29 protein-coding genes and 1 pseudogene are annotated in these 23,928 nt (G+C 62.7%); 22 read left to right on the top strand and 8 right to left on the bottom strand.

The window, feature by feature from the left end:
- Positions 1-61 precede the first annotated feature (61 nt).
- The 6 genes from NKI29_RS09395 to NKI29_RS09370 all read left to right on the top strand — a co-directional run bounded on the left by NKI29_RS09395 (position 62) and on the right by NKI29_RS09370 (position 5,005).
- Positions 62-988: a histone deacetylase family protein gene (locus NKI29_RS09395; RefSeq protein WP_352456880.1), complete on the top strand. Its 927-nt coding sequence runs from the start codon at positions 62-64 to the stop codon at positions 986-988.
- 3 nt (positions 989-991) lie between these two features.
- Positions 992-1,243 carry an exodeoxyribonuclease VII small subunit gene (locus NKI29_RS09390; protein ID WP_031211056.1) on the top strand — a complete coding sequence of 84 codons (252 nt, stop codon included), beginning with the start codon at positions 992-994 and terminating at the stop codon, positions 1,241-1,243.
- A gap of 109 nt (positions 1,244-1,352) precedes the next feature.
- Complete coding sequence (locus tag NKI29_RS09385) at positions 1,353-1,619, top strand: DUF2277 domain-containing protein (protein ID WP_023716908.1); 267 nt, start codon at positions 1,353-1,355, stop codon at positions 1,617-1,619.
- Positions 1,620-1,628: 9 nt separating this feature from the next.
- Entirely contained in the window at positions 1,629-2,549 is a 921-nt protein-coding gene (locus NKI29_RS09380) for a pirin family protein (protein ID WP_023674119.1), read from the top strand.
- An 81-nt stretch (positions 2,550-2,630) separates the two neighbouring features.
- Positions 2,631-4,544 (top strand): 1-deoxy-D-xylulose-5-phosphate synthase, encoded by a 1,914-nt coding sequence (dxs, locus tag NKI29_RS09375; protein ID WP_023674120.1) that lies wholly within the window; start codon positions 2,631-2,633, stop codon positions 4,542-4,544.
- 209 nt (positions 4,545-4,753) lie between these two features.
- Positions 4,754-5,005 (top strand): hypothetical protein, encoded by a 252-nt coding sequence (locus NKI29_RS09370; protein ID WP_352571390.1) that lies wholly within the window; start codon positions 4,754-4,756, stop codon positions 5,003-5,005.
- A gap of 68 nt (positions 5,006-5,073) precedes the next feature.
- Here the strand turns inward: NKI29_RS09370 and NKI29_RS09365 are convergent, their stop codons facing one another.
- On the bottom strand, positions 5,074-5,475 hold the full coding sequence (locus tag NKI29_RS09365) for a GFA family protein (RefSeq protein ID WP_023674122.1): 402 nt from the start codon (positions 5,473-5,475) through the stop codon (positions 5,074-5,076).
- A 175-nt stretch (positions 5,476-5,650) separates the two neighbouring features.
- Here NKI29_RS09365 and NKI29_RS09360 point away from each other — a divergent pair, with 175 nt between their 5' ends.
- The 3 genes and pseudogenes from NKI29_RS09360 to NKI29_RS09350 all read left to right on the top strand — a co-directional run bounded on the left by NKI29_RS09360 (position 5,651) and on the right by NKI29_RS09350 (position 8,114).
- A complete protein-coding gene (locus NKI29_RS09360) occupies positions 5,651-6,430 on the top strand; it encodes a TlyA family RNA methyltransferase (RefSeq protein WP_023674124.1) in 780 nt (259 codons plus the stop codon).
- Positions 6,427-7,668 (top strand): class I SAM-dependent RNA methyltransferase, encoded by a 1,242-nt coding sequence (locus NKI29_RS09355; RefSeq protein ID WP_352571389.1) that lies wholly within the window; start codon positions 6,427-6,429, stop codon positions 7,666-7,668. Before NKI29_RS09360 ends, NKI29_RS09355 begins: the two co-directional genes overlap by 4 nt.
- Positions 7,669-7,743: 75 nt before the next feature.
- Positions 7,744-8,114, top strand: a pseudogene (locus NKI29_RS09350) (antitoxin Xre/MbcA/ParS toxin-binding domain-containing protein).
- Between the two features lie 54 nt (positions 8,115-8,168).
- Here the strand turns inward: NKI29_RS09350 and NKI29_RS09345 are convergent.
- From NKI29_RS09345 to NKI29_RS09330, 4 genes are all read right to left on the bottom strand, one after another.
- A complete protein-coding gene (locus NKI29_RS09345) occupies positions 8,169-8,558 on the bottom strand; it encodes a type II toxin-antitoxin system VapC family toxin (protein WP_023674128.1) in 390 nt (129 codons plus the stop codon).
- Entirely contained in the window at positions 8,545-8,820 is a 276-nt protein-coding gene (locus tag NKI29_RS09340) for an AbrB/MazE/SpoVT family DNA-binding domain-containing protein (protein ID WP_023674129.1), read from the bottom strand. The genes NKI29_RS09345 and NKI29_RS09340 overlap by 14 nt, the downstream gene beginning before the upstream one ends.
- Positions 8,821-8,971: 151 nt before the next feature.
- Positions 8,972-10,384 carry a metalloprotease TldD gene (tldD, locus tag NKI29_RS09335; RefSeq protein WP_352456885.1) on the bottom strand — a complete coding sequence of 471 codons (1,413 nt, stop codon included), beginning with the start codon at positions 10,382-10,384 and terminating at the stop codon, positions 8,972-8,974.
- 128 nt (positions 10,385-10,512) lie between these two features.
- Complete coding sequence (locus NKI29_RS09330) at positions 10,513-11,037, bottom strand: invasion associated locus B family protein (RefSeq protein ID WP_023674131.1); 525 nt, start codon at positions 11,035-11,037, stop codon at positions 10,513-10,515.
- 359 nt (positions 11,038-11,396) lie between these two features.
- On the opposite strand from NKI29_RS09330, the gene coxB reads away from it, so the two are divergent.
- The 12 genes from coxB (at position 11,397) to NKI29_RS09270 (ending at position 21,146) form a co-directional block, all read left to right on the top strand.
- The gene (gene coxB / locus NKI29_RS09325) at positions 11,397-12,287 is read left to right on the top strand and encodes a cytochrome c oxidase subunit II (protein WP_352796037.1); all 891 of its coding nucleotides are present in this window, start codon (positions 11,397-11,399) and stop codon (positions 12,285-12,287) included.
- Between the two features lie 38 nt (positions 12,288-12,325).
- The gene (gene ctaD / locus NKI29_RS09320) at positions 12,326-13,978 is read left to right on the top strand and encodes a cytochrome c oxidase subunit I (protein WP_031211058.1); all 1,653 of its coding nucleotides are present in this window, start codon (positions 12,326-12,328) and stop codon (positions 13,976-13,978) included.
- Positions 13,979-14,053: 75 nt separating this feature from the next.
- Positions 14,054-14,998 (top strand): heme o synthase, encoded by a 945-nt coding sequence (locus tag NKI29_RS09315; protein WP_352796036.1) that lies wholly within the window; start codon positions 14,054-14,056, stop codon positions 14,996-14,998.
- Positions 14,995-15,162: a cytochrome c oxidase system small membrane protein gene (locus tag NKI29_RS09310; RefSeq protein WP_502896658.1), complete on the top strand. Its 168-nt coding sequence runs from the start codon at positions 14,995-14,997 to the stop codon at positions 15,160-15,162. Before NKI29_RS09315 ends, NKI29_RS09310 begins: the two co-directional genes overlap by 4 nt.
- 7 nt (positions 15,163-15,169) lie before the next feature.
- Positions 15,170-15,802, top strand: a complete 633-nt coding sequence (locus tag NKI29_RS09305) for a cytochrome c oxidase assembly protein (RefSeq protein WP_352796034.1) — start codon at positions 15,170-15,172, stop codon at positions 15,800-15,802.
- 1 nt (position 15,803) lies between these two features.
- Positions 15,804-16,685: a cytochrome c oxidase subunit 3 gene (locus NKI29_RS09300; RefSeq protein ID WP_352578608.1), complete on the top strand. Its 882-nt coding sequence runs from the start codon at positions 15,804-15,806 to the stop codon at positions 16,683-16,685.
- Between the two features lie 82 nt (positions 16,686-16,767).
- Positions 16,768-17,154, top strand: coding sequence for a DUF983 domain-containing protein (locus tag NKI29_RS09295; RefSeq protein WP_352796033.1), 387 nt, complete (start codon positions 16,768-16,770; stop codon positions 17,152-17,154).
- On the top strand, positions 17,151-17,906 hold the full coding sequence (locus NKI29_RS09290; RefSeq protein WP_352796032.1) for an SURF1 family protein: 756 nt from the start codon (positions 17,151-17,153) through the stop codon (positions 17,904-17,906). Before NKI29_RS09295 ends, NKI29_RS09290 begins: the two co-directional genes overlap by 4 nt.
- Positions 17,907-18,013: 107 nt before the next feature.
- Positions 18,014-19,018 (top strand): 4-hydroxy-3-methylbut-2-enyl diphosphate reductase, encoded by a 1,005-nt coding sequence (gene ispH, locus NKI29_RS09285; protein WP_254818458.1) that lies wholly within the window; start codon positions 18,014-18,016, stop codon positions 19,016-19,018.
- A 5-nt stretch (positions 19,019-19,023) separates the two neighbouring features.
- The gene (locus tag NKI29_RS09280) at positions 19,024-19,986 is read left to right on the top strand and encodes a homoserine kinase (RefSeq protein ID WP_352456890.1); all 963 of its coding nucleotides are present in this window, start codon (positions 19,024-19,026) and stop codon (positions 19,984-19,986) included.
- Entirely contained in the window at positions 19,983-20,510 is a 528-nt protein-coding gene (gene rnhA / locus NKI29_RS09275; RefSeq protein WP_352796030.1) for a ribonuclease HI, read from the top strand. The genes NKI29_RS09280 and rnhA overlap by 4 nt, the downstream gene beginning before the upstream one ends.
- Before the next feature lie 42 nt (positions 20,511-20,552).
- Complete coding sequence (locus NKI29_RS09270) at positions 20,553-21,146, top strand: histidine phosphatase family protein (RefSeq protein ID WP_352593374.1); 594 nt, start codon at positions 20,553-20,555, stop codon at positions 21,144-21,146.
- 4 nt (positions 21,147-21,150) lie between these two features.
- Here NKI29_RS09270 and NKI29_RS09265 read toward each other — a convergent pair whose 3' ends face one another.
- From NKI29_RS09265 to NKI29_RS09255, 3 genes are all read right to left on the bottom strand, one after another.
- Positions 21,151-21,630 carry a DUF2938 domain-containing protein gene (locus tag NKI29_RS09265; protein ID WP_352796029.1) on the bottom strand — a complete coding sequence of 160 codons (480 nt, stop codon included), beginning with the start codon at positions 21,628-21,630 and terminating at the stop codon, positions 21,151-21,153.
- Between the two features lie 148 nt (positions 21,631-21,778).
- Complete coding sequence (locus NKI29_RS09260; protein ID WP_352622961.1) at positions 21,779-22,279, bottom strand: peroxiredoxin; 501 nt, start codon at positions 22,277-22,279, stop codon at positions 21,779-21,781.
- An 82-nt stretch (positions 22,280-22,361) separates the two neighbouring features.
- Positions 22,362-23,168, bottom strand: coding sequence for a protein-disulfide reductase DsbD domain-containing protein (locus NKI29_RS09255; RefSeq protein ID WP_352796027.1), 807 nt, complete (start codon positions 23,166-23,168; stop codon positions 22,362-22,364).
- Between the two features lie 147 nt (positions 23,169-23,315).
- Between NKI29_RS09255 and NKI29_RS09250 the strand changes: the two genes are divergently transcribed.
- Complete coding sequence (locus tag NKI29_RS09250; protein ID WP_031211061.1) at positions 23,316-23,924, top strand: YqgE/AlgH family protein; 609 nt, start codon at positions 23,316-23,318, stop codon at positions 23,922-23,924.
- The last annotated feature ends 4 nt before the right edge of the window (positions 23,925-23,928 follow it).

The following is a 23,928-nucleotide window of genomic DNA, read 5'->3' as shown; positions in this document are numbered from 1 at the left end:
ACATCGCCTCACCAGCGCGCGAAAACATGGCCAAAGCGGCGAGGCGCGCCTATATCGGGGCATGGTCACGAGACTTTACACCCACCCGATTTTCCTCGAGCACATAACACCGCCCGGTCATCCGGAGCGGCCGGACCGTTTGCGCGCCATAGAGCGTGTGCTTGACGACGAGGCCTTCGCGGCGCTCGATCGCGTCCAGGCGCCCGAAGGCGACGAGGCAACCATCCTCTACGCGCATCCGCCCGAATTCGTCGAACGTGTCCGCGCAGCGATACCGGACACCGGCATCGCCCGTATCGACGCCGATACCACCGCCAGCCCAAAGAGCTGGCAGGCGGCCGTGACCGCGATCGGCGCAGCCAACGCCGCGGTCGACGACGTCTTCACCGACCGTGCCGAAAACGTCTTCGTCGCCGCACGGCCGCCCGGCCATCATGCCGAAAAGACCACCTCCATGGGTTTTTGCCTGTTCAACACCGCCGCGATCGCGGCACGCTACGCGCAGAAGAACCATGGCGCCGACCGCGTCGCCGTCGTCGACTGGGATGTGCATCACGGCAACGGCACGCAGGACATTTTCTGGGACGATCCATCGGTGCTCTATTGCTCGACACACCAGATGCCGCTTTACCCGGGAACCGGGGCCGTGAGCGAAACCGGCGCCGGCAACATCGTCAACGCTCCGCTGGCGCCGCAGAGCGGCAGCGATAGTTTCCGCGACGCCTTTCTGTCGCGCATCCTGCCGGCGCTCGACAATTTTGCGCCCGACCTCATCATCATCTCCGCCGGTTTCGATGCCCACCACCGCGATCCGCTGGCCGAGATCAACCTGACCGAGGATGATTTCGACTGGGCGACCGGCCAGTTGCTCGAACGAGCCGGGCGCCATAGCCGCAACCGGCTCGTCAGCGTGCTCGAGGGCGGCTACGATCTGCAGGGATTGGCATTTTCAGTCGCCGCCCATGTCGGGCGGCTGATGAAGGGATAGACGATGGCTGGTGAGACCAACGAGGACGTCAAGGCGATGAGCTTCGAGCAGGCGCTCGAGGCGCTGGAGAGGATCGTCGACGATCTGGAGCGCGGCGACGTGCCGCTCGACCAGTCGATCCGCATCTACGAGCGCGGCGAGGCGCTGAAGGCGCATTGCGACCGGCTGCTGAAGGCGGCCGAGGACAAGGTCGAGAAAATCAGGCTGTCGCGTGACGGCAAGCCGGTGGGGACAGAGCCGTTGGACGCGGATTGAGGCGCGGCCTCGAACGACAATTTTGCTTACCGGCTTTGGACATCATCACGATTGAGGATAAAACTCATCCCGTTTGAAACGGCTCCAGGACGAGAGGAGATTGCGAAGGATGTGCAGAAACATCAAGACCCTGTTCAATTTCGATCCGCCGGCAACCAATGACGAGGTCCGCGATGCCGCACTTCAGTTTGTCCGCAAGCTGAGCGGAACGACGCGGCCGTCTAAACAGAACCAGCATGCGTTCGACCATGCCGTCGAGGCCATTGCCGCCTCGGCGCGCGAATTGCTCGACAGCCTCGAGACGACACAGCATCCGCGCAATCGCGAAGAGGTGGCGGCCAAGGCGAAAGCCAAATCTGCACTTCGCTTCGCCTGAGGGGACCGCGTGAGCTTCTTTCCCGGAAACGATCCGCAGATGGGCGATGCCTTCGCCAGCGATCAGATCGAGCTGATGGTCATTCCGAACGCCAAGGATATTGGCGGATTTCAGGTTCGCCGCGCCTTGCCGACGGCCAGGCGCCGGCTGGTCGGACCCTTCATCTTCTTCGACCGCATGGGTCCAGCCGTTCTGCGAGCGGGCCAGGCGCTCGACGTGCGTCCGCACCCACATATCGGCCTGTCTACGGTGACTTACCTGTTCGACGGCAAGATCAGGCATCGCGATTCGCTCGGCACCGAGATGGTAATCCAGCCCGGCGACGTGAATTTGATGACCGCCGGCCGTGGCATCGTCCATTCGGAGCGCACGCCGGAAGAACTGCGCGGCGCGCCGATGTCGGTTTCCGGCCTGCAGACATGGCTGGCGCTGCCGGACGGCAAGGAAGAAGTCGCGCCGGTCTTCGAGAACACCGCGGCCCTGCGCCTGCCCGAAATCGATGCGGAGGGCGTTAGCGGCCGCGTGATCATCGGTGCGTTTTCCGGACTGCGCTCCCCGGTCGCCACCGCTTCGGACACGCTTTATGCCGATCTCAGGCTGGCGCCGGGTGCCAGCGTGAAAATCCCGGCCGATGCCGAGGAGCGCGCCATCTATACGCTGGAAGGCGAGGTTTCGATATCCGGTGACCGCTTCCCGGCCGAGCGGCTGCTGGTCTTCCGGCCCGGCGACGAAATCGTTGTCTCATCGGAACGCGGCGCCCATTTCATGCTGTTTGGCGGCGCCTCGCTCGGTTCGAAACGCTATATCTGGTGGAATTTCGTATCGTCCTCAAAGGAACGCATCGAGCAGGCGAAAGAAGAATGGAAGACAGGCCGCTTCGATATCGTTCCTGGAGACGAGCAAGAGTTCATCCCGCTGCCCGAAAGCTGATGCGCGTTACCGCCACATTTACATTCGCCGGCCAGCGGCATATTTCACGATGAACAGAAAATCTGACCAGGCTCGCAAACAGTGAACGCAAAGCCCGATACGCCGCTTCTCGACAAGGTCCGCGTCCCAGCCGATTTGCGCACGCTTGCCGAAGGCGACCTGCCGCAGCTGGCGTCAGAGCTTCGCGCCGAACTGATCGACGTCGTTTCCCACACCGGCGGCCACCTCGGCGCCGGCCTTGGCGTCGTCGAACTGACCGTCGCGCTGCACTACGTCTTCAACACGCCGGACGACCGGCTGATCTGGGACGTCGGCCACCAGGCTTATCCGCACAAGATCCTGACCGGCCGCCGCGACCGCATCCGCACGCTGCGGCAGGAGGGCGGCCTGTCCGGCTTCACGCGTCGCGTCGAGAGCGAATACGATCCGTTCGGCGCAGCCCACTCCTCAACCTCGATTTCAGCCGGCCTCGGCATGGCGATGGCGCGCGATCTGTCCGATGGCCGCAACAATGTCATTGCCGTCATCGGCGACGGCGCCATGTCGGCCGGCATGGCCTATGAGGCGATGAACAATGCCGGCGCACTCGATGCCCGGCTGATCGTCATCTTGAACGACAACGATATGTCGATCGCTCCGCCGACCGGCGCAATGAGCGCCTATCTGGCCCGTCTGGCGTCGGGCAAGACCTATCTGGGCTTGCGCGATTTCGGCAAGAAGCTGACGTCGTATCTCGGCGAGCGCGCCGATCGCGCCATCAAGCGAGCGGTCGAGCATGCGCGCGGTTACGTCACCGGCGGCACGTTGTTCGAGGAAATGGGGTTCTACCACATCGGCCCGATCGACGGTCACAACCTCGAGCACCTGATCCCGGTGCTGAAGAACGTCCGCGACAATGCCGACGGCCCGGTGCTGATCCATGTCGTGACCCAGAAGGGCAAGGGCTACGCCCCGGCCGAGGCGGCGGCCGACAAATATCATGGCGTCAACAAATTCGACGTCATCACCGGCGCCCAGGCCAAGGCGCCCGCCAATGCGCCGAGCTACACCAAGGTGTTTGCCGAAAGCCTGATCCAGGAGGCCCGAGAGGACGACCGCATCGTCGCCATCACCGCCGCCATGCCGAACGGCACCGGGCTTGATCTGTTCGGCGAAGCGTTTCCGGCGAGGACCTTCGATGTCGGCATCGCCGAGCAACATGCGGTGACCTTCGCCGCCGGCCTTGCCACGGAAGGCTTCAAGCCTTTCGCGGCGATCTACTCGACCTTCCTGCAGCGCGCCTACGACCAGGTCGTCCACGACGTGGCGATCCAGAAATTGCCGGTGCGCTTTCCGATCGATCGCGCCGGCTTCGTCGGCGCCGATGGTGCCACCCATTGCGGCGCCTTCGACACGACCTTCCTGGCGACGCTGCCCGGTTTCGTCGTCATGGCCGCGGCCGATGAGGCCGAGCTGCGCCACATGGTACGCACCGCCGCAAGCTACGATGACGGCCCGATCGCCTTCCGCTACCCGCGCGGTAACGGCGTTGGTGTCGAGATGCCGCAACGCGGCTCGGTATTGGAGATCGGCAAGGGCCGGATCGTCAGGGAAGGCACCAAGGTTGCGCTGCTTTCCTTCGGCACCAGGCTGCAGGATTGCCTGGCCGCGGCCGAGGAGCTTGGCGCGGCCGGGCTTTCGACCACGGTCGCCGATGCCCGTTTTGCCAAGCCGCTCGACGAGGACCTGATCCGGCGGCTGGCCCGTTCACACGAGATACTGGTGACGGTGGAAGAGGGCGCGGTCGGCGGCTTCGCCAGCCATGTGCTGCAGTTCCTGGCCCATGAAGGGCTGCTGGAGAGCGGCCTGAAGGTGCGCCCGCTGGTGCTGCCCGATACATTTGTCGACCATGCCAAGCCGGAAAAGATGTATGCCGATGCCGGGCTGGACAGCGCCGGCATCGTGCGCACCGTGTTCGTGGCGCTGGGGCATACCGCGCAGGCCCAGCGCGCCTAGCTTTTAGACGCATTCCCGCGACGCCGACGCGATTCAACTTGGCTGCAAGATGCTAGTCTGAATCAATATCTCAAACGCTTGAATCAAATTACCGGCGAACAATCGTAACATGCTGTTTACGCTGCCGTTTGGCGATTTGCTTACCGTGTCCTTTGGCCGTTCTTCAACGCTGCCCTGCTAGAAGGCAACAGGCAGGGGAAAGCAGACCAATGAGATCGCTTTTGGGCGGCATCGCGCTTGCGGCCATCTTCGTCTTGTCGGCTACAGCCGAAACGCGCTACGACCGCAAACTCGAAGAGGCGGTGATGGGCGTCGTCGCCGGCAAGATCGGCGAAATCCGTGGCGGCTTCTCCTACAAGCAGGCGCCGCAATTCGTCGTCGTGCCCGATACCTTGCCGAAGGCGTCCAGTTCCGCTGACCGGCGCGCACACAGGTGTCCGGCGACAGCAGCGACGGTCTGACGCCGGCCGTCGAACGGCGGGTTTCGCGGACCATATTCTAAAGCATGATCCCGAAGAGACTCTAGAAACTAGAACCACATGTCCCGCACACAGCGACCATCTCTCGGCAAATCCTCGAATGTATCGAGACCCTCGAAATGGTCGATCGGGAGATCGGCGACGGCCTCGGGCGGCGCAAGCCTCACATTGACGGCGATGCGGTAGCGCCCAGCCGCCTCGGGATGCAAACCGCGCCAGGCCAGGACGCAAGCGCAGGTTGGGCAGAAGAGAATCTCAAGCGAAGGATGAGCCTTTCCGACGCGCCGATAGGCGCTTACGGGCCCGGCAAGGCGGATGCGTTCGTCGACATAGTCGTAAGCCCAGAGCGTGCCGTAGCGACGGCAAAGTGTGCAATTGCAGGCAGTGATCGAACCGGGATCGCCCTCCAGGGTCCAGTGGGCTGCGCCGCAGTGGCAGGTTCCCGTCAGCATGTTCCTCCTCCACGTTTCGACGGCTAAACGGCATCTCTTTCTTAGCATTGCGTCGGGTCTCGTGCGAGGCTCGACAAACAGCGCAGCGGCTTGATGCGCTCACCGCCTTTCCAACTATGCCTTGTCTGATCGCCAAATTCCTTGCCATCATCGTTGGCTTTCGCCATGAAGGCCGATGACTTCCCTTCCGCCAGCCAGCATACGCCAGCGGCTCGACGAATTGCTCGTCCAGCGCGGCCTGTTTGCCAGCCGCTCGCGTGCCCGCGACGCGGTCGAGCGCGGCACCGTGACGGTCGATGGCATCGTCGCCCTCAAGCCGGGCCAGGCCGTTCTGCCTGAGTGCAACATCGTCGTTGACGATCCGGCGCAAGGTTACGTGTCGCGCGCTGCACTGAAGCTGAAGGCTGGTCTCGACCATTTCGCCCTCGACCCCACCGGCAACGAAGCGCTCGATGTCGGCGCCTCGACCGGCGGCTTTACGCAGGTGCTGCTCGAACGCGGCGCGGCGCATGTCACGGCGATCGATGTCGGGCACGGCCAGATGCACTCCGACATTGCCGGCGATCCGCGCGTGACGGTAATTGAAGGCCTGAATGCGCGCGAACTATCGGCCGCCGATCTCGGCGGCCGTGTGCCGGATTTCATCGTCTCGGATGTCAGCTTCATATCGCTGAAACTGGCGCTGCCGCCGGCGCTTGCCTTGGCCAGGAATGGCGCAAAAGCTGTGTTTCTGGTCAAGCCGCAATTCGAGGCCGGCCGCGAGGCGATCGGCAAGGGCGGCCTGCTGAAGGACCCCTATGATGCGGCGCGCATTGCCGGCCTGATGCAGGACTGGCTCGATGCCATTCCCGGCTGGCGCTCGCTGGGGCTTCATCTGTCACCGATAGAGGGCGGCGACGGCAACCGCGAGTTCCTGCTCGGCGGCATCAAGGACGTCGAGACCCAGAGGCGATGAGCACCCGTTTCACGATCGCAAGGTTGGGCTCGCAGGGCGACGGCATCGCCGAGACGGAAACCGGCGAGGTTTTCATTCCGTTCGCGCTGTCGGGAGAGGTCGTCACCGCCGCGCGGGAGAAAGATCGCGCCACCTTGATGTCGGTCCTTGAGGCTTCGCCGTTGCGGGTCGATCCGCCGTGCCGGCATTTCGGCGCGTGCGGCGGCTGCGCCGTCCAGCATCTCGAGACTGAAGCCTATCACCGGTGGAAGCGCGAAAAGGTCGTGCATGCGCTGAAGAGCAAGGGCATCGCTTGCGATGTCGGGGCGCTGGTGCCGTGCGCGCCGCACACACGCCGCCGTGTCGTCTTCACCGCCCGGCGGAGCGAGGCGGGAATGCAGTTCGGCTTCGTTCGCGCGCTGTCATCCGAGATCATCTCGATCGAGGAATGCCCGATCTCGGCGCCGCAGATCGTCGCTGCGCTCGACCGTTTGAGGATGCTTGCCGGACTGATCTGCACCACGACCAAATCGTTCCACATGACGGTGACGGTGACCGGTTCCGGCCTCGATGTCGCGGTTCACGATTCCGGCAAGCTCGGCGAGAACCAGCGCCGCGTCGCTTCCAACTTCGTCATCGCCGAGCGGCTAGCCAGGCTGTCGGTCGACGGCGAGGTCATTATCGAACCAAACAAACCGGTCGTCCTGTTTGGTGGCGTCGCCGTCGCAGTGCCTCCGGGCGCTTTCCTGCAGGCGACCGAGGCTGCCGAACAGGCGATGGCCAACATTGTCGTCCAGCATTTCGCGCGCGCCAAAAAGGTCGCCGATCTCTTCGCCGGCTGCGGCAGCTTCGCGCTGCGCCTAGCCGCAAGATCGGAGGTTCATGCGGTGGAAGGCGATGCGGCAGCACTCGCGGCGCTCGACCGGGCATTCCGTTTCGCCAGCGGCCTGAAGCGGGTGACCGGCGAACGTCGCGACCTGTTCCGGAGGCCGCTGACATTCAAGGAGTTGAATGCCTTTGACGGCGTTGTCTTCGACCCGCCTCGCGCCGGCGCCGAGGACCAGTCGAAGCAGATCGCGCGCTCCGACGTGCCGCTCGTCGCCGCGGTGTCTTGCAATCCGGTAACGCTGGCGCGGGACCTACGCATCCTCATGGACGGCGGCTACGCCCTGAAGAGCGTGACGCCGATCGACCAGTTCCTGTGGTCGCCGCATGTCGAGGTCGTGGCGCTGTTGGAGAAGCCGAGACGAAGGCGCTAGCAGCCAGGGCCTGAAACGCGCACCAAAAAAGCACATTTTGAACGCACGTCGTTCAGACTGTGCTAGGGAATTGCCATGAGCACCGCAGCCTTCGAAATTTCGGCATGGCGCTTCGGCGAGGAGCGGGCGCGTTTCTCTCGCCAAGGCGGGTCGCTGAACTGCTAGGGGTTAATATGACAGAACTGGCGGGGCTGACCGGTCTCGCGCGCAACACGCTTGCCGCCAAGTCCGGTGCGCGCAAGGTCGACGCCGCATTGAGTCCCATCGTCCGTATCCTGGCGATGGCCGGCGAGATGGCCGGTGATGAACATCGTGCGGCGATCTGGTTCAAGCATCAGCCGATCCCCGGTTGGGCCGGAAAGACCGCCTACGATCTGGTTCGCGAAGGCAAGACGGACAAGGTGCTTGCCTATCTGGAGGCAGTCCGCTCCGGCATCTATGCCTGAAACCAGGCTGACCCTGTGGCGCGCTTTTGTGCCGCGCTGGGCCGCTGTGAGCTGCTATGCTTCTTGCACGCGTTCGTATCCGGCCGCCTTCGCGGCCCTGACGAACTTGCGGTCAAAAGTCGCGAAGCCAGCGCAGTGAGCGGACTTGCCCAGATGCAGCGCGTCAGCGAAATCCAACCCCTGTTCCGAGAGGTCGAGCGCGGACGACACGACCGCCCCGTCTTCCACCTCTACCGTGGGAAGCCCGCTAAACACCCGTAGCGTACGGGCGATTTCAAGCGGCGCAAAACCGTAGGCGCTGCGCAACACCCATTCGACTTCCAGCATCACCGTGACGGCGACAAAGACCGGCTGGCTATCGATCAGCGCCCGGGCGCGGGAAGACTGCGACGGGTGATCGCCCGTCAGGTAGCGGACGATCAGGTTGGTATCAATTGCGAGCATGGCGCCGCCGCGCTTCGGCGAGCACGCCCGCGTCCATTTCTTCCAACGTCTTCGGCCTGCCGCTATAGCGCAGCGATCCAAACACGTCCTCTGGCCGCGTCTCGGCGAAGACTGGCGCAGGCTTCAGTAGCACGCCCTCCGGGGTATCCTCGACCAGAAGGCGTGTGCCGGCATGCCATTCCCTCCGTTTCCGGATCGCGCTGGGCAGGATGACCTGTCCCTTGGTCGAGACCGTAGTTACGAGCTTCTCTGCGGCAGCCATCTCGGCACGTCCTTAGGTGTAAGACGAATGTAAGATAGTCGAAGCTCTCGGCAAATTCAAGGCGCAAGCTACTCCTACTTAAAGCGATGACAAGGCAGTGGGCGGCGGGGATTGGTTGTTCCGGAGCGGCGATAATTCGGCGTCAACTCCATCAAACCCTGGTGCCGCCGACTGTCATCTGGTTCATCCTGAGATGCGGCTGGCCGACGCCGACCGGCACGCCCTGTCCGGCCTTGCCGCACATGCCGATGCCGGTGTCGAGCTTCATGTCGTTGCCGATCATCGCCACACGATGCATGGCATCCGGCCCGTTGCCGATCAGCATGGCGCCCTTGATCGGTTGCGTCACCTTGCCGTTCTCGATCATGTAGGCTTCGGTGCAGCCGAACACGAACTTGCCCGAAGTGATGTCTACCTGGCCGCCACCGAACGACACGGCATAGATGCCGTTCTTGACCGAGGCGATGATCTCGTCCGGCTCCATGTCGCCTGCTGTCATGTAGGTGTTGGTCATGCGCGGCATCGGTTCGTGCGCATAACCTTGGCGTCGCCCGTTGCCGGTGGCTTTCATGCCCATTAGCCGGGCGTTCTGACGATCCTGCATGTAGCCGACCAGCTTGCCATCGTCGATCAGCACGTTATGGGCCGATGGCGTGCCCTCATCATCGACGGTAAGCGAGCCACGCCGCTCGGGCATGGTGCCGTCGTCAACGACGGTGACGCCTTTCGCTGCCACCTGCTGGCCAAGCAGGCCGGCAAAGGCCGACGTCTTCTTGCGGTTGAAATCGCCCTCCAGCCCGTGGCCGACCGCCTCGTGCAACATGACGCCCGGCCAGCCGCTCGACAGCACGATGTCGAAAGTGCCGGCAGGTGCTGGAACCGCTTCGAGATTGACCAGCGCTTGCCGCAATGCCTCCTTGGCCGCGTGCCGCCAGCTGTCCTCGATCAGGAATTCACCAAAATCCTTGCGGCCTCCCATGCCGTAGGAGCCGCTCTCCTGGCGGTCGCCGTCGCCGACCACCACCGACACGTTGATCCTGACCAGCGGACGGATGTCGCGCACCATCTGGCCGTCGGCGCGCACGATCTCGACATGCTGCCAGGAGGCGGCGAGCGACGCCGTCACCTGCCTGACGCGCGGATCCTCGGCCCGCAGCCATGCATCGATTTCCTGAAGCAGCTTGGCCTTGGCCTCGAAGGAAGGCGAGGGGATAGGGTTTCCGTCGCCGTAGAGATGGCGGTTGGTGCGGGCAGGCGCTGCGGCAAGCGTACCGGAATAGCCGCTCTTCACCGTCGAAACGGCATCGGCGGCGCGCAGCAGCGAGGCTTCGGAGAGATCGCTGGAATGGGCGTAGCCGCTGGCTTCGCCGGCGACGGCGCGCAGGCCGAAACCCTGGTCGGTGTTGAAATTCGCGGTCTTCAGCTTGCCATTGTCGAACATCAGCGATTCGCTTTCGCTATATTCGAGAAACAGTTCGCCGTCGTCGGCGCCGTTAATAGTCTCGGCAACGATTTGCTTGATGCGATCGTCGGAAATGTCAAATTGGCCGATCAGGCTGTTCATGGCAGGTCCATTCGCAGGAGGATTGTTTCCCACGATGTAGGCGCGAAGGCCCGCACAGACAATCTGAAATGAGATTTGCCGTGACCTCGGCCGGTCAACATCACTGGATCGTGCTACAAGACCAAGTCTCAAGGCAGGGCGGCGAAGCCGTCGGCGAAACCCTTGAGGTCGACGGGAATGCCGATGCCCTCTTCCGGCGTCTGGAAGACGATGAAGGTGGCGGACGTACCAGTCTTCAGCGTGTCGAGCAGCGGCTTTTCCAGGATGACCTCGGCATAGCAGCCATCCTGGAAACAGCGCACGAAATAGGCGCGGCCGATATCCTTGCCGTCGACATTGAGGCCGAGGCCGTTGGGCAACAGGACGCCGAGCGGCGCCAGCACACGCAGGATTTCGGCCTTGTTGTCGGCTGTGCGCAGCACGACAACGGAAAGACCCATTTCCGGACGGTCCTCGGCGACGACGTTCTGCATCATCACGCATTGTTCGGATGTAGCACCGGCGGGCGTATCGCAGATGATCGACCACGCCCCATGCGTTGACTTCACCGTGCCGCTTGGCTGCGCGGCATTGGCCAGGCCGGCGCCGGACAAGGCTATTGCGGCGGCAACAAAGATGACCTTCGCCAAGGTTCTCGAAAGCCAAGGGTTCATGACGGCTCCATTGCGAATCACGGCACTTTAAGCCGCACTAAACCCAAGTAAAGGACGAGACCCTGGCGATCTGCCCCGACACAGGCGACAATGCGCTTTTCAGTGCCAATTTCGCCCTAATTGCGACGGCTCCGCACGCCGCGCGGCTCATTCTACCCAGATGCCGCTCCGGTGATTCGCGGCAAGCAGTCACCGCACGAAGCCACAGCCGCGCTTGCGCGCAAAAATGCCGCACGGGTTCCGGCGCTCCTTTCTTGCGGAGGCAAATAGAGTATGGTTTGAACCAGCCTTGAATTGTCCGGGATTCCCGTCCCGGCATTGTTCGACATTCTTGCGGTCCGATCGCGAGGAACTGGGAGATGACGAGGGCGATGAGAAAATTCCTGGCAACCGCCAAAATCGTAGCTAGTGCCGCCGCCACGTTGTTTGCCGCTGCATCCGCTCATGCAGCCCAGCCCCAACCTTGGGAAACCAGTTTTCAGCCTCCGGCAACCGACATTATGCGGCAGATCGAGTGGTTCGGGAACTACTCGTTCGCGTTCATCATTGTGATCACCGCCTTGGTGCTTTTCCTGATCGCCTACTGCATTTTGCGGTTCCGGGCGAGCGTCAACCCGACGCCGTCGCGCACCAGCCACAACACGCTAATCGAGGTCATCTGGACTGTCGGTCCCGTCGTCATCCTGCTCTGTCTCGCCATTCCCTCGTTCCAGCTGCTGACCGCGCAATACACGCCGCCGGAAGAAGCCAAGCTGACCGTCAAGGCGACCGGCAATCAGTGGAACTGGGACTACGAATACCAGGTCGACAACACGCTTTCCTTTAATTCCGCGATCCTTCAGGATGCCGACAGGGCTGCTGCCGGCAAGGAAGATCGCGCCGCGTATCCGCGCCTGCTCGCCGTCGACAATGAGATGGTGGTGCCGGTCAACACCATGACCCGGGTGCTGGTGACGGCGACCGACGTCATTCACGCCTTTGCCATGCCGTCCTTCGGCATCAAGACCGATGCGGTGCCGGGCCGCATCAACGAGGTCTGGTTCAAGGCGGACAAGGAAGGCCTCTATTACGGCCAGTGCTCGGAACTCTGCGGCAAGGACCACGCCTTCATGCCGATCGCCATTCGCGTCGTCTCCGATGCACAATACAAGAACTGGCTGGCGGCAGCCAAGACCGACCTTCCCGGCGCCAACAAGGCGCTGATGGCCGAGGTCGATGGCACGAACAAGGTAGCGGCCGCCGGCAATTGATGCCGCGACCAGAAAAGATTCAGGGAACGGAGCCGACCATGGCGCACGCTGCAGCTCACGACGACCACGACCACAAGCCGTATCATGGCTGGGTCCGGTGGGTGTATTCGACCAACCACAAGGACATCGGTACGCTTTATCTGATCTTCGCGATCATGGCGGGCTGCATCGGTGGCGCCTTGTCGGTCGTCATGCGCATGGAATTGCAGGAGCCGGGCATCCAGATATTCACTGGCCTGGCGCAGATGGTCTACGGCATGAATGGCGACGCCGCCATCGACGGCGGCAAGAGCATGTACAATGCTTTCACCACCGCGCATGCGCTGATCATGATCTTCTTCATGGTGATGCCGGCGCTGATCGGCGGCTTTGCCAACTGGATGGTGCCGATCATGATCGGCGCGCCGGATATGGCCTTCCCGCGCATGAACAACGTTTCGTTCTGGCTGCTGCCGCCGGCTTTCATCCTGCTGATTTTCTCGGCCTTCGTCCCGAGTGCGCCCGGCGCCTACGGCGTCGGCGGCGGCTGGACGCTTTATCCGCCATTGTCGACATCGGGCCAGCCCGGACCGGCCATGGACCTGGCGATCCTGTCAATCCACATCGCCGGCGCCTCCTCGATTCTTGGCGCCATCAACTTCATCACCACCATCTTCAACATGCGCGCGCCCGGCATGACCATGCACAAGATGCCGCTTTTCGCCTGGTCTGTGCTGATTACCGCCTTCCTGCTGCTTCTGTCGTTGCCGGTGCTGGCCGGCGGCATCACCATGCTTTTGACCGACCGCAATTTCGGCACCACCTTCTTCGCCCCGGACGGCGGCGGCGATCCGATCCTGTTCCAGCACCTGTTCTGGTTCTTCGGCCATCCGGAGGTCTACATCCTGATCCTGCCGGGTTTCGGTATCATCAGCCATATCATCTCGACCTTTTCGAGGAAGCCGGTGTTTGGCTATCTCGGCATGGCCTATGCGATGGTTGCCATCGGCGCGGTGGGCTTCATCGTCTGGGCCCACCACATGTACACGACGGGCCTATCGCTCGACACCCAGCGCTATTTCGTCTTCGCCACCATGGTCATCGCGGTGCCGACGGGTGTGAAGATCTTCTCGTGGATCGCCACTATGTGGGGCGGGTCGATTTCACTCAAGACCCCGATGCTGTGGGCGATCGGCTTCATCTTCCTGTTCACTGTTGGCGGCGTCACCGGCGTGCAGCTGGCCAATGCCGGCCTCGACCGCCCGCTGCACGACACCTATTTCGTGGTCGCGCACTTCCACTACGTGCTGTCGCTGGGCGCGGTCTTCGCGATCTTCGCCGGCTGGTACTACTGGTTCCCGAAGATGACCGGCTACATGTATTCGCCGGTGATCGCCAACACCCACTTCTGGGTCACTTTCGTCGGCGTCAACCTGGTCTTTTTCCCGCAGCACTTCCTCGGCCTTTCCGGTATGCCGCGTCGCTATATCGACTATCCGGATGCCTTCGCCGGCTGGAATATGGTGTCGTCCTACGGCTCGTACATCTCGGCTGTCGGCGTCGTCATCTTCCTGTTCGGCGTCTTCGAGGCGTTCCAGAAGAAGCGGGTCGCCGGCGCCAATCCTTGGGGCGAGGGTGCGACCACGCTGGAATGGCAGCTGCCTTCGCCGCCGCCGTTCCACCAGTGGGAACAGTTGCCGAAGATCAAGTAGGCGGTTTCCTCCTTAATACGGAACCGCCGGCCGGCCGGCGGTTTTGGCCAACGGAATGATGGACTTTAAGTACGCATGGCCCTTGCCGAAGACAGACTGATTGACGAGCCGGGCTTCCGCATGTCGGAAGCGACGGCGGGCGATTTCTTCGCCCTGCTGAAGCCTCGCGTCATGTCGCTGGTAGTGTTCACCGCGTTTGTCGGCATGGTCGCCGCCCCGGTGACCATCAATCCGCTGCTGGCGGTGATCGCGATCCTGGCTATTGCCATCGGCGCCGGCGCCTCCGGTGCGCTCAACATGTGGTATGACGCAGATATCGATGCGGTGATGACGCGCACCGCCGGCCGTCCCGTGCCGGCCGGCCGCATCCGGCCAGGCGAGGCATTGAGTTTCGGGCTGGTGCTGTCGGTTCTGTCGGTGATGACGCTCGGCGTGCTGGTCAATTGGTTGGCAGCATCGCTTCTGGCCTTCACCATCTTTTTCTATGCCGTCATCTATACGATGTGGCTGAAGCGCTGGACGCCGCAGAACATCGTCATCGGCGGGGCTGCCGGTGCCATTCCGCCGGTCATCGGCTGGGCGGCGGTAACCGGATCGGTCAGCCTCGAAAGCTTGGTGCTGTTCCTGGTCATCTTCCTGTGGACGCCGCCACATTTCTGGGCGCTCGCGCTCTTCAAGTCGGAGGATTATGCGAAGGCAGGCATTCCGATGATGCCGAATGTCGCCGGCCAGGCCTCGACCAGACGCCAGATCTTTGCCTATGCGCTGGTCCTCGCGCCGGTTGGCGTGCTGCCCTGGGTTCTCGGGTTCACCACGCCGGTCTATGGCATCGTTGCATTGCTGCTCGGCGCCGGCTTCGTCTGGTATGCGTGGAAGGTGCTGCAAATGGCCGATGACGACCGGGCGATGAAGCCGGCCAAGGCCTTGTTCGGCTATTCGCTGCTCTATCTCTTCGCCATCTTCGCCGCCTACCTTGGCGATTGCGTCGTCGCGCGCGCGCTGACCATCGGTGGAGTATGAGCATGATCGAAAAGAAGCTTGAACTGGTCACGCTGACCGAACGTCAGCAGAAGGCCCGCCGCAATCGCTCGGCCGCAATCGGTTTCGCGCTGGCGGCGCTGGTCGTCATATTCTACGTCGCGACCATCGTGAAATTTGGTCACAGCCTCACCGGCTCGATGTGAGCTCACAATGACCAGGCAAACAGTCACCGATCCTACGAAGAAAAACACGAACCGCGTCGTCGCCGGCGTCTGCATCGCGTTCTTCGGCGGCATGATCGGCATGGCCTACGCCGCGGTGCCGCTCTACGCGATGTTCTGCCAGGCGACAGGCTACGGCGGCACCGTCAAACGGGCGACCCAGCAATATGCCGATCGGGTGCTCGATCGCGACATCACCATCCGCTTCGACGCCAACACCGCCGGCGTTCCCTGGCAATTCCAGCCGGTCGCCCGCTCGATCACCATCAAGATCGGCGAAACCGCCGAGGCGCATTTCAGCGCGACGAACAAATTCAGCCGGCCCATCACCGGACGCGCCACCTTCAACGTGCAGCCGGAACTGGCCGGACCTTACTTCAACAAGGTCGAGTGTTTCTGCTTCACCGACACGACGCTGAAGCCGGGCGAGACGCTGGACATGCCGGTCGTCTTCTATGTCGATCCCGACATCGTCAACGCGCCGGAATTGAAGGATCTGACGACGATTACCCTGTCCTACACGATGTTCCCGGTCGACAAGACCAAGCCGGTCGCATCATCGGTGCCGGCCGACGGCCGCCGCAACAAGATTTCAGATACCGAAGCAAGCCTCGGGGATTGATATGGCAGACGCACACGCAAAACCACAACATGACTACCACCTTGTCGACCCGAGCCCGTGGCCTTTCCTGGGCTCCGTCGGGGCGCTGGTGACCGCGTTCGGCGGCGTCTGTTACATGCAATATCTCAAGGGCGGCGATTTCCCGATCTTCGGTTTCAACATCGCTAATCCATGGCTGTTCTTCATCGGCCTGCTGATCGTCATCTACACAATGTTCGCCTGGTGGTCGGATACGATCAAGGAGGCGCATGAGGGACACCACACCCGTGTCGTGTCGCTGCATCTGCGCTACGGCATGATCATGTTCATCGCCTCCGAGGTGATGTTCTTCGTCGCCTGGTTCTGGGCCTTCTTCGACGCCAGCCTGTTTCCGGGCGAGGTCCATCAATATGCCCGTACCGCCTTCACGGGCGGCGTCTGGCCGCCCAAGGGCCTCGAGGTTCTCGACCCCTTCCATCTGCCGCTCTACAACACCGTCATCCTGCTTCTGTCGGGTACCACGGTGACCTGGGCGCACCACTCGCTCATCCACGGCGACCGCAAGGGCCTGATCAATGGCTTGGTGCTGACCGTCGGCCTCGGCATGCTGTTCACCATGGTGCAGGCCTACGAGTACATGCACGCGCCGTTCGGCTTCAGGGATTCGATCTACGGCGCCACCTTCTTCATGGCGACCGGCTTCCATGGTTTCCACGTCATCATCGGCACGATCTTCCTGTTGGTCTGCCTGATCCGCGCCATGAAGGGCGACTTCACGCCCAAGCAGCATTTCGGCTTCGAGGCCGCCGCCTGGTATTGGCACTTCGTCGACGTGGTGTGGCTGTTCCTGTTTGCCTCGATCTACGTCTGGGCATCGAACGGCGCGATGATCGAACCGCACTAAGATCGAGCTGAGGAAATCGACAAGGCGGCTGCGGCGACGTGGCCGCCTTATCTTTTGCGGCAAATGCTCCTAGGATGACCTCATGAGCGACGACAAGGCGATCTGGCCACCAATCGATCCGATCTCGGCCGGCTTGCATGGCCGCTGCCCCCGCTGTGGCGAGGGCAAGCTGTTCTCCGGGTTCCTCACGGTCGGTGATCGCTGCTCCAATTGCGGCCTCGATTATTCCTTCGCCGATGCCGGCGACGGGCCGGCGGTGTTCGTTATCCTGATCATCGGCTTTATCGTCGTCGGCCTGGCGTTGTGGATGGAGGTGACGCTCAATCCGCCGCTCTGGCTGCATCTGCTGCTGTGGATTCCGCTGACGCTGGTGCTTTGCCTGGCGGCGCTCAGGCTGATCAAGGGCGTGCTGCTGACGCTGCAATACCGCCACAAGGCGGCCGAGGGCCGGCTGGACCGCGGCGAATGAGCGAGGCATCAGGTTCGGTGGCCGGCCGGTCGCGGCCGAAGCGCGCATTGGGGCTCGGCCTGGGTATCGTCGTGTTTTTGATCCTGCTGGCGCTCGGCACCTGGCAGGTTCAGCGCCTGCACTGGAAAGAGGGCCTTCTCCAGACGATAGACCAGCGCACGCATTCGGCGCCTGTGCCATTGGCCGAGCTCGAAAAGCGGTTTGCTGCCGCCGGCGACGTGGACTACACGCCGGTGATAGTGACCGGCACTTTCCTGCATCGAGGCGAGCGGCATTTCCTCGCCACCTGGGAAGGCCAGTCCGGTTTCGACGTCTTCACGCCGCTACAGCTCGACGATGGCCGTTTCGTGCTGTTCAACCGCGGCTTCGTGCCTTACGATTTCAAGGATCCAGCCAAGCGGCCGCAGGGGCAGGTAACGGGCAAAGTGACGGTGACGGGGCTCGCCCGCAACCCGCTGCCGGCCAAGCCCTCGATGATGCTTCCCGACAATGATCCGCAGAAGAATATCTTCTACTGGAAAGATCGTGACGCGATGGCCTCGAGCGCCGGCCTGCCGACAGGTGCGGCGCTGGTGCCGATCTTCATCGATGCGAACGCCACGCCCAACCCCGGCGGGCTGCCAGTTGGCGGTGTCACCGTCATCGACCTGCCGAACAGCCATCTGCAATATGCGATAACCTGGTACGGCCTTGCCGCCGCCCTTGCCGGCGTCCTGATCTCCTGGCTCCGCCGCCCGGCGAAAGACCAATGATCGCCGCCACTACCCTTGACAGGGCAGGGCCGCGCACCTCATTTCGCGCCTTGAGCTCAGAAGTCATAGTCCGATCAACCGGCCTACAATCAGCGTAAGATGCAATCATGCTTCACACAAAGCCGCCGCTGACCATCCGGCTCTGCCAGCCCCGCGGTTTCTGTGCGGGCGTTGACCGTGCCATCCAGATCGTCGTGCTGGCGCTGAAGAAATACGGCGCGCCGGTCTATGTCCGCCACGAGATCGTGCACAACCGCTACGTCGTCGAAGGGCTGCAAAGCCTCGGCGCGGTGTTCATCGAGGAGCTCTCCGAGATCCCGCCCGAGCATCGCCAGAGCCCGGTCGTCTTTTCGGCGCATGGCGTGCCGAAATCGGTGCCGGCCGACGCCCAGTCCCGCAACCTGTTCTATCTCGACGCGACTTGCCCGTTGGTCTCGAAAGTCCATAAGCAGGCGATGCGCCATCAGCGGCTTGGCCGCCACGTGCTCTTGATCGGCCATGCCGGGCATCCGGAGGTGATCGGCACAATGGGCCAGTTGCCGGACGGCGCGGTCACTCTGATCGAGACCGAGGCCGACGCCGCAAGCTTCGTGCCTGCAGACCCGCAAGCGCTCGGCTTCGTCACCCAGACGACGCTGTCGGTCGAGGACACCGCCGGTATCATCCGCGCCCTGCAGCAGCGTTTTCCCGAGCTGCACGCGCCGGCGGCGGAATCGATCTGTTACGCCACCACCAATCGCCAGGAAGCGGTCAAGGAAACAGCGGCCGGCGCCGATCTCTTCCTGGTTGTCGGCGCACCTAACTCCTCCAACTCGCGGCGCCTGGTCGAAGTGGCCGAGCGCGCCGGCGCCTCGATGTCGCTTCTCGTGCAGCGCGCCTCCGAAATTCCGTGGAATGAGATTGCCGGCATTTCGACGCTCGGCCTGTCGGCGGGCGCCTCGGCGCCGGAGATCATCGTCGACGAGATCGTCGATGCGTTCAGGCAGCGCTTCGACGTGACCATCGAGCTGGCCGTGACGGCGACGGAGACGGAGGACTTTCCGGTGATGCGGGTGTTGCGCGATGTCGAACTGACGGCTGCCGACATGGCCTTCGTCAACGGGGCCGCGTAGCAACGATGGCGGTCTACACCGACGTCAACGAGGGCGAGCTCGGCGCATTCCTCAGGAACTATCCGGTCGGCGACCTCTTGTCCTACAAGGGCATCGCCGAAGGCACCGAAAACTCGAATTTTCTGCTGCACACCAGCAGCGGCTCCTACATCCTGACGCTTTACGAGAAGCGCGTCGACAAGGCTGACCTGCCGTTCTTTCTCGGCCTTATGGCCCACCTCGCCAGAAAGGGCATTTCGTGCCCGCTCCCGGTCACCGCACATGATGGCGGTGTGATCGGAACACTTGCCGGCCGGCCGGCGGTCATCATCACCTTTCTCGAAGGCCTGTCGCTGCGGCGGCCGACGGCTGCGCATTGCGGCGAGGTCGGCAAGGCGCTGGCGGCACTGCATCTCGCCGGCGCGGATTTTCCGATGACCCGCCCCAACGCCCTTGCCATCGATGGCTGGCGCAAGCTGTGGAATGCCGCCCGCGCCCGCGCCGACGAGGTCGAGCCGGGACTGGCGGCCGAGGTCGATGCCGATTTCGCCGATTTCGAGCGGAACTGGCCGAACGGTCTGCCGCAAGGCATCATCCATGCCGATCTTTTCCCGGACAATGTGTTCTTCCTCGGCGAGAAACTGTCCGGGCTGATCGACTTCTATTTCGCCTGCAACGACCTCTACGCCTATGACGTTGCCACGTGCCTGAACGCCTGGTGCTTCGAGAAGGATTTTTCCTTCAATCTGACCAAGGGCACGGCGTTGCTTGCCGGCTACCAAAGCGTGCGGCCGTTGAGCAGTGACGAGAAAGCTGCGCTGCCGATGCTGGCGCGCGGCTCGGCGCTGCGCTTCATGCTGACCCGGCTCTACGACTGGCTGACGGTCCCGGACGGCGGGCTGGTGATGAAACGCGACCCGACCGAGTATATCCGCCGGATGCGCTTCCACCGGGCGATCAACTCTCCTTCCGAATATGGGCTGACATGACCAAGCGCGTTGAAATCTTCACTGATGGTGCCTGTTCGGGCAACCCGGGGCCTGGCGGCTGGGGCGCAATCCTGCGCTTCAACGGCGCAATGAAGGAGCTCCATGGTGGCGAGGCTGCCACCACCAACAACCGTATGGAACTGTTGGCGGCCATCTCGGCGCTTAATGCGCTCAGGGAGCCCTGCGCCGTCGATCTTTATACCGACAGCAACTATGTCAAGGACGGTATTTTCAGCTGGATCGACGGCTGGAAGCGCAACGGGTGGAAGACGGCCGCCAGGCAGCCGGTGAAGAATGCCGAGCTGTGGCAGCAGCTCGACGCGGCGCGTAACCGCCATCAGGTCACCTGGCATTGGGTCAAGGGCCATGCCGGCCATCCCGAGAACGAGCGCGCCGACGAATTGGCGCGGCTCGGCATGGCGCCATTCAAGAAAGGCCTCGTCAAGACTGCGGCGCCAGAACCAGGTTCGCAGTCAAAGCAGCCGGCCGCCACAAAGGCGCGGCGCTCGACGCAAAGCTATTGAATTCCGGCTGCGGGTCCGCTCTCTGGCAGGAAAGCTCTTATCATGCCGATTGCATACTACATCACGCATCCCCAGGTTCAGGTCGATGCCAACGTTCCAGTGCCGGAGTGGGGACTGTCCGACATCGGGCGAGCGAGAACATCTGCAATGCTCGATCAGCCGTGGGTTGGGTCGATCCGGCGGATCGTGTCGTCGGGTGAACGCAAGGCGATAGAAACCGCCGAGATACTCGGAAGGCATCTCCGCCTTGCAGTCGAGGTGAGGGAACGGATGCATGAGAATGACCGATCGGCAACCGGTTTCCTGCCGCCATCGGAGTTCGAAGCGGTCGCCGACCAATTCTTTGCCAATCCAAACAGCAGCATTCGTGGATGGGAGCCAGCTATCGAAGCCCAGCGTCGTATTCTAAGCGAGGTAGACACTGTGCTACGCACCGACGCCGCCGTCGACGTTGCTTTCATAGGTCACGGAGGTGTCGGAACGCTCCTGCTGCTCTCTTTGAGCGGTCGGGAAATCAGCCGCGAGGCGGATCAGCCAGCGGGCGGTGGGAACTACTTCGCATACGATATCAGCGCGCGTCGCGTTATCCATGGATGGCAGCCGATCGACAGGCCGACGCAGCGCCGCGACGGTTAATTACCTATCGGATCAGCAGGGCGGTGCCGAACAGTCCGATTGCGAACACCGTGTGCGACACAAGATTGAGGGCGCGGACCTGCATCGGATTGGGCCGCTTCGAAGCGGCCCAGCCGGCGCCCATGCCGGGCGCCAGCAGAAACCAGCCGGCGCCGACGGTGACGATGCCGAGGGCAAAGGCCGGCAGGAAGGTCGGCGCGGTGAGCCAGGCCGTTCCGGCCAGCACGACCAGTATGATGCCGTAGACGATACCGACAGCATAATGAAAGGCCCAGCCAAGTACTGATTCATGCGGGTAGGGCGAGGCCTTGCCAATGTCGTCATGGAAGACCTTGCCTTCCCTGAGATGCCAGACCCAGCGGCCGACCAGCCCCCAGTTCGGCCGCGGTTGAGCAAACACCTTGCTCAGGAAAATCGCCCAGACATCCATAAGCGCGGTTGCGCCGATGCCGATCGCGACGCTGCGCCAGACGATGTCAGACATAATCGAGGTCCCCAAAAGCAAGCAGCCCCGAAGGGCCGACGCATGGTCCCGAAAACCGGGTCGGCTTTCGGAAGGATCATACGCCGATGCGAAAGTCAGCGTCCTTTGGACGTTGAGCGCTCGAAGGCGCCCCTTTGCCGTGCCTGGCCTAGGCTGTCGCCAGGACGGAAAGCTGCCCGAGAATGTGAGCAGCGCCGGATTCGTCGACGCCGGGCTTTGTCTCGACATTGAGTGCAGTGACCTTGCCGTCATCGACGATCATCGAAAAACGCCTCGAGCGCAGCCCCATGCCGCCGCCGGAGAGGTCGGCGTCGAGGCCGACCGATTTGGCGAAATCGCCATTGCCATCGGCAAGATAAAGGATTTTGCCTTCACCGCCGCTGAAGCGGGCCCAAGCCCCCATGACGTGAACATCGTTGACCGAGACAACGGCGATAGTGTCGACGCCGCGTGCCAGGATGGCGTCGTAATTGTCCAGGTAGCCGGGCAGATGATTGTTGCTGCAGGTCGGCGTGAAGGCGCCTGGAACGCCAAACAGCACGACCTTCTTTCCTGAGAATATCTCGCCCGTCGTGATCGGCCTTGCACCGTCGGCGGTCATTGTCTTGAAGGTCGCATCGGGCAGTTTGTCGCCAACGGAGATCGTCATGATGGTCCTCGCTTGGAAATGGAAGGGAGTGTCCTTGCGATAGCGAATTAAGGCGCGCCCGGCAACCGTCCAGACGTTGGCATCACGGGAATGGCAACAGGCCGTCGACCGCGCCTGCGGCACTTGTCAGTGTGTAGTGCAGGCCGCCATCGGTTGGCGTTGTCGACGGCCTGTCGAGGATCGGCACAGTAAAGATCAGCTTGCCATCCTTTTCGCTGCGTGCCGGGGCACCGAACATGTAGTCGCGTTCGCCGGCAACGAAGAAGTCGGCGCCCTCGGGGCTGCCCGGAAAGCTCGCTTCGACAATCAGCGTTTCGTGGTCGCCCGGCAGTACGTTTATGCCGAAGTCGGGCGTTGCCGTGGCGGGCAGGGCGGCAAGGCCTGCCTTGACCAGTGCTGCGTCCTCGGCGTTGTCCGGATCGGCGCCGGGATCGACGGTCAGCCTTGTCTGCACCGGGATGCAGATGGTTTCGCAGATGCCGAGGAAAATGTCCGCATCGATGACGGCCGACTGGCCGGGCGCGGCAAGCGTGAACGTCACCGGCAACGAAACCGGGTGGTCGTAGCCGGCCCATTTGCCATAGCCGTCGTCATGGCGCTGCGGCGGCGGAAACGAAAGCGTCGCGTCGGCAATGTTGGTGCTGGCCGAGACGTCGATCTGTGGCGGCACGCCCGCATCGCCCGGATCGCGCCAATAGGTTTTCCAGCCGGGCTTCAGCGCAATGTCGAGGACGCCCTGGAGACGTCCGGCCTCGTCGGCTTTGCCGCTTGTTACCAGCCGCACCCTGCCGCCTTCGCTGTTGTACCAGGCCGATGAGGAGGCTGAGGCGGGGAGGCCGGTCGCCGATCCAATGGCCACACCAAGCAGCAGGATTTTCAAGCTTTGCATGGCGATGATTTGATCGTCCGTTGATGGCCGCACAATGATTTCATGACGCCGCCAGCATCATATTTGCGTGACCTTCGATTTACGAGCCTGATCAAATCGGGCGCCGCCCATCTTTTCGACGCCCCGGAAACGCGTTACCCTGTGGCCATGGATTTGTTGCGCCATAAAAGGACGGCCGCAGGACCCGGCTTTCTCGACGATCAGTTCCTGATTGCCATGCCCGGCATGAAGGATGACCGCTTCACGCGCTCTGTCATCTACATTTGCGCGCACAGCGACGAAGGCGCGATGGGGCTGATCATCAACCAGACGCAGCAGATGCTGTTTCCGGACCTGCTCGTGCAACTCGGCATCATGAACGAGCTGGAGGCAATTCGCCTGCCGCCGCCGGCGCGCGACTTCGTCGTGCGCAATGGCGGACCGGTGGATCGCAGCCGCGGCTTCGTTCTGCATTCGGGCGACTACCGGGTGGAATCCTCGCTCGCCGTGTCCGATGATGTCTGTCTGACCGCGACCGTCGACATATTGCGCGCCATCTCCTCCGGCCGCGGACCCCGGCGGGCTCTGATGGCGCTCGGCTATGCCGGCTGGGGTGCGGGCCAGCTTGAAAACGAGATCGTCGAGAATGGCTGGCTGACTTGCCCGGCAAGTGCCGAGCTTCTGTTCGACGCCGACATCGACCGCAAATACGACCGGATCCTTGCCTCGATCGGCATCGATCTCGCGCATCTCAGCCTGGCTGCCGGTCACGCCTGAGCCT

The organism is Mesorhizobium sp. M0678 (assembly GCF_040320505.1).
GTDB lineage: Bacteria > Pseudomonadota > Alphaproteobacteria > Rhizobiales > Rhizobiaceae > Mesorhizobium.
Note: the sequence above shows the minus strand (reverse complement) of the source record. Positions and strands in the feature narration are given on the sequence as shown.

Excerpts from the sequence above, each read along its gene's own strand:
- NKI29_RS09395 (WP_352456880.1), top strand. The coding sequence starts at position 62 with ATGGTCACGAGACTTTACACCCACCCGATTTTCCTCGAGCACATAACA.
- NKI29_RS09390 (WP_031211056.1), top strand. The coding sequence starts at position 992 with ATGGCTGGTGAGACCAACGAGGACGTCAAGGCGATGAGCTTCGAGCAG.
- NKI29_RS09385 (WP_023716908.1), top strand. The coding sequence starts at position 1,353 with ATGTGCAGAAACATCAAGACCCTGTTCAATTTCGATCCGCCGGCAACC.
- NKI29_RS09370 (WP_352571390.1), top strand. The coding sequence starts at position 4,754 with ATGAGATCGCTTTTGGGCGGCATCGCGCTTGCGGCCATCTTCGTCTTG.
- NKI29_RS09365 (WP_023674122.1), bottom strand. The coding sequence starts at position 5,475 with ATGCTGACGGGAACCTGCCACTGCGGCGCAGCCCACTGGACCCTGGAG.
- NKI29_RS09360 (WP_023674124.1), top strand. The coding sequence starts at position 5,651 with ATGACTTCCCTTCCGCCAGCCAGCATACGCCAGCGGCTCGACGAATTG.
- NKI29_RS09355 (WP_352571389.1), top strand. The coding sequence starts at position 6,427 with ATGAGCACCCGTTTCACGATCGCAAGGTTGGGCTCGCAGGGCGACGGC.
- NKI29_RS09345 (WP_023674128.1), bottom strand. The coding sequence starts at position 8,558 with ATGCTCGCAATTGATACCAACCTGATCGTCCGCTACCTGACGGGCGAT.
- NKI29_RS09340 (WP_023674129.1), bottom strand. The coding sequence starts at position 8,820 with ATGGCTGCCGCAGAGAAGCTCGTAACTACGGTCTCGACCAAGGGACAG.
- tldD (WP_352456885.1), bottom strand. The coding sequence starts at position 10,384 with ATGAACAGCCTGATCGGCCAATTTGACATTTCCGACGATCGCATCAAG.
- NKI29_RS09330 (WP_023674131.1), bottom strand. The coding sequence starts at position 11,037 with ATGAACCCTTGGCTTTCGAGAACCTTGGCGAAGGTCATCTTTGTTGCC.
- coxB (WP_352796037.1), top strand. The coding sequence starts at position 11,397 with ATGACGAGGGCGATGAGAAAATTCCTGGCAACCGCCAAAATCGTAGCT.
- ctaD (WP_031211058.1), top strand. The coding sequence starts at position 12,326 with ATGGCGCACGCTGCAGCTCACGACGACCACGACCACAAGCCGTATCAT.
- NKI29_RS09315 (WP_352796036.1), top strand. The coding sequence starts at position 14,054 with ATGGCCCTTGCCGAAGACAGACTGATTGACGAGCCGGGCTTCCGCATG.
- NKI29_RS09310 (WP_502896658.1), top strand. The coding sequence starts at position 14,995 with ATGAGCATGATCGAAAAGAAGCTTGAACTGGTCACGCTGACCGAACGT.
- NKI29_RS09305 (WP_352796034.1), top strand. The coding sequence starts at position 15,170 with ATGACCAGGCAAACAGTCACCGATCCTACGAAGAAAAACACGAACCGC.
- NKI29_RS09300 (WP_352578608.1), top strand. The coding sequence starts at position 15,804 with ATGGCAGACGCACACGCAAAACCACAACATGACTACCACCTTGTCGAC.
- NKI29_RS09295 (WP_352796033.1), top strand. The coding sequence starts at position 16,768 with ATGAGCGACGACAAGGCGATCTGGCCACCAATCGATCCGATCTCGGCC.
- NKI29_RS09290 (WP_352796032.1), top strand. The coding sequence starts at position 17,151 with ATGAGCGAGGCATCAGGTTCGGTGGCCGGCCGGTCGCGGCCGAAGCGC.
- ispH (WP_254818458.1), top strand. The coding sequence starts at position 18,014 with ATGCTTCACACAAAGCCGCCGCTGACCATCCGGCTCTGCCAGCCCCGC.
- NKI29_RS09280 (WP_352456890.1), top strand. The coding sequence starts at position 19,024 with ATGGCGGTCTACACCGACGTCAACGAGGGCGAGCTCGGCGCATTCCTC.
- rnhA (WP_352796030.1), top strand. The coding sequence starts at position 19,983 with ATGACCAAGCGCGTTGAAATCTTCACTGATGGTGCCTGTTCGGGCAAC.
- NKI29_RS09270 (WP_352593374.1), top strand. The coding sequence starts at position 20,553 with ATGCCGATTGCATACTACATCACGCATCCCCAGGTTCAGGTCGATGCC.
- NKI29_RS09265 (WP_352796029.1), bottom strand. The coding sequence starts at position 21,630 with ATGTCTGACATCGTCTGGCGCAGCGTCGCGATCGGCATCGGCGCAACC.
- NKI29_RS09260 (WP_352622961.1), bottom strand. The coding sequence starts at position 22,279 with ATGACGATCTCCGTTGGCGACAAACTGCCCGATGCGACCTTCAAGACA.
- NKI29_RS09255 (WP_352796027.1), bottom strand. The coding sequence starts at position 23,168 with ATGCAAAGCTTGAAAATCCTGCTGCTTGGTGTGGCCATTGGATCGGCG.
- NKI29_RS09250 (WP_031211061.1), top strand. The coding sequence starts at position 23,316 with ATGGATTTGTTGCGCCATAAAAGGACGGCCGCAGGACCCGGCTTTCTC.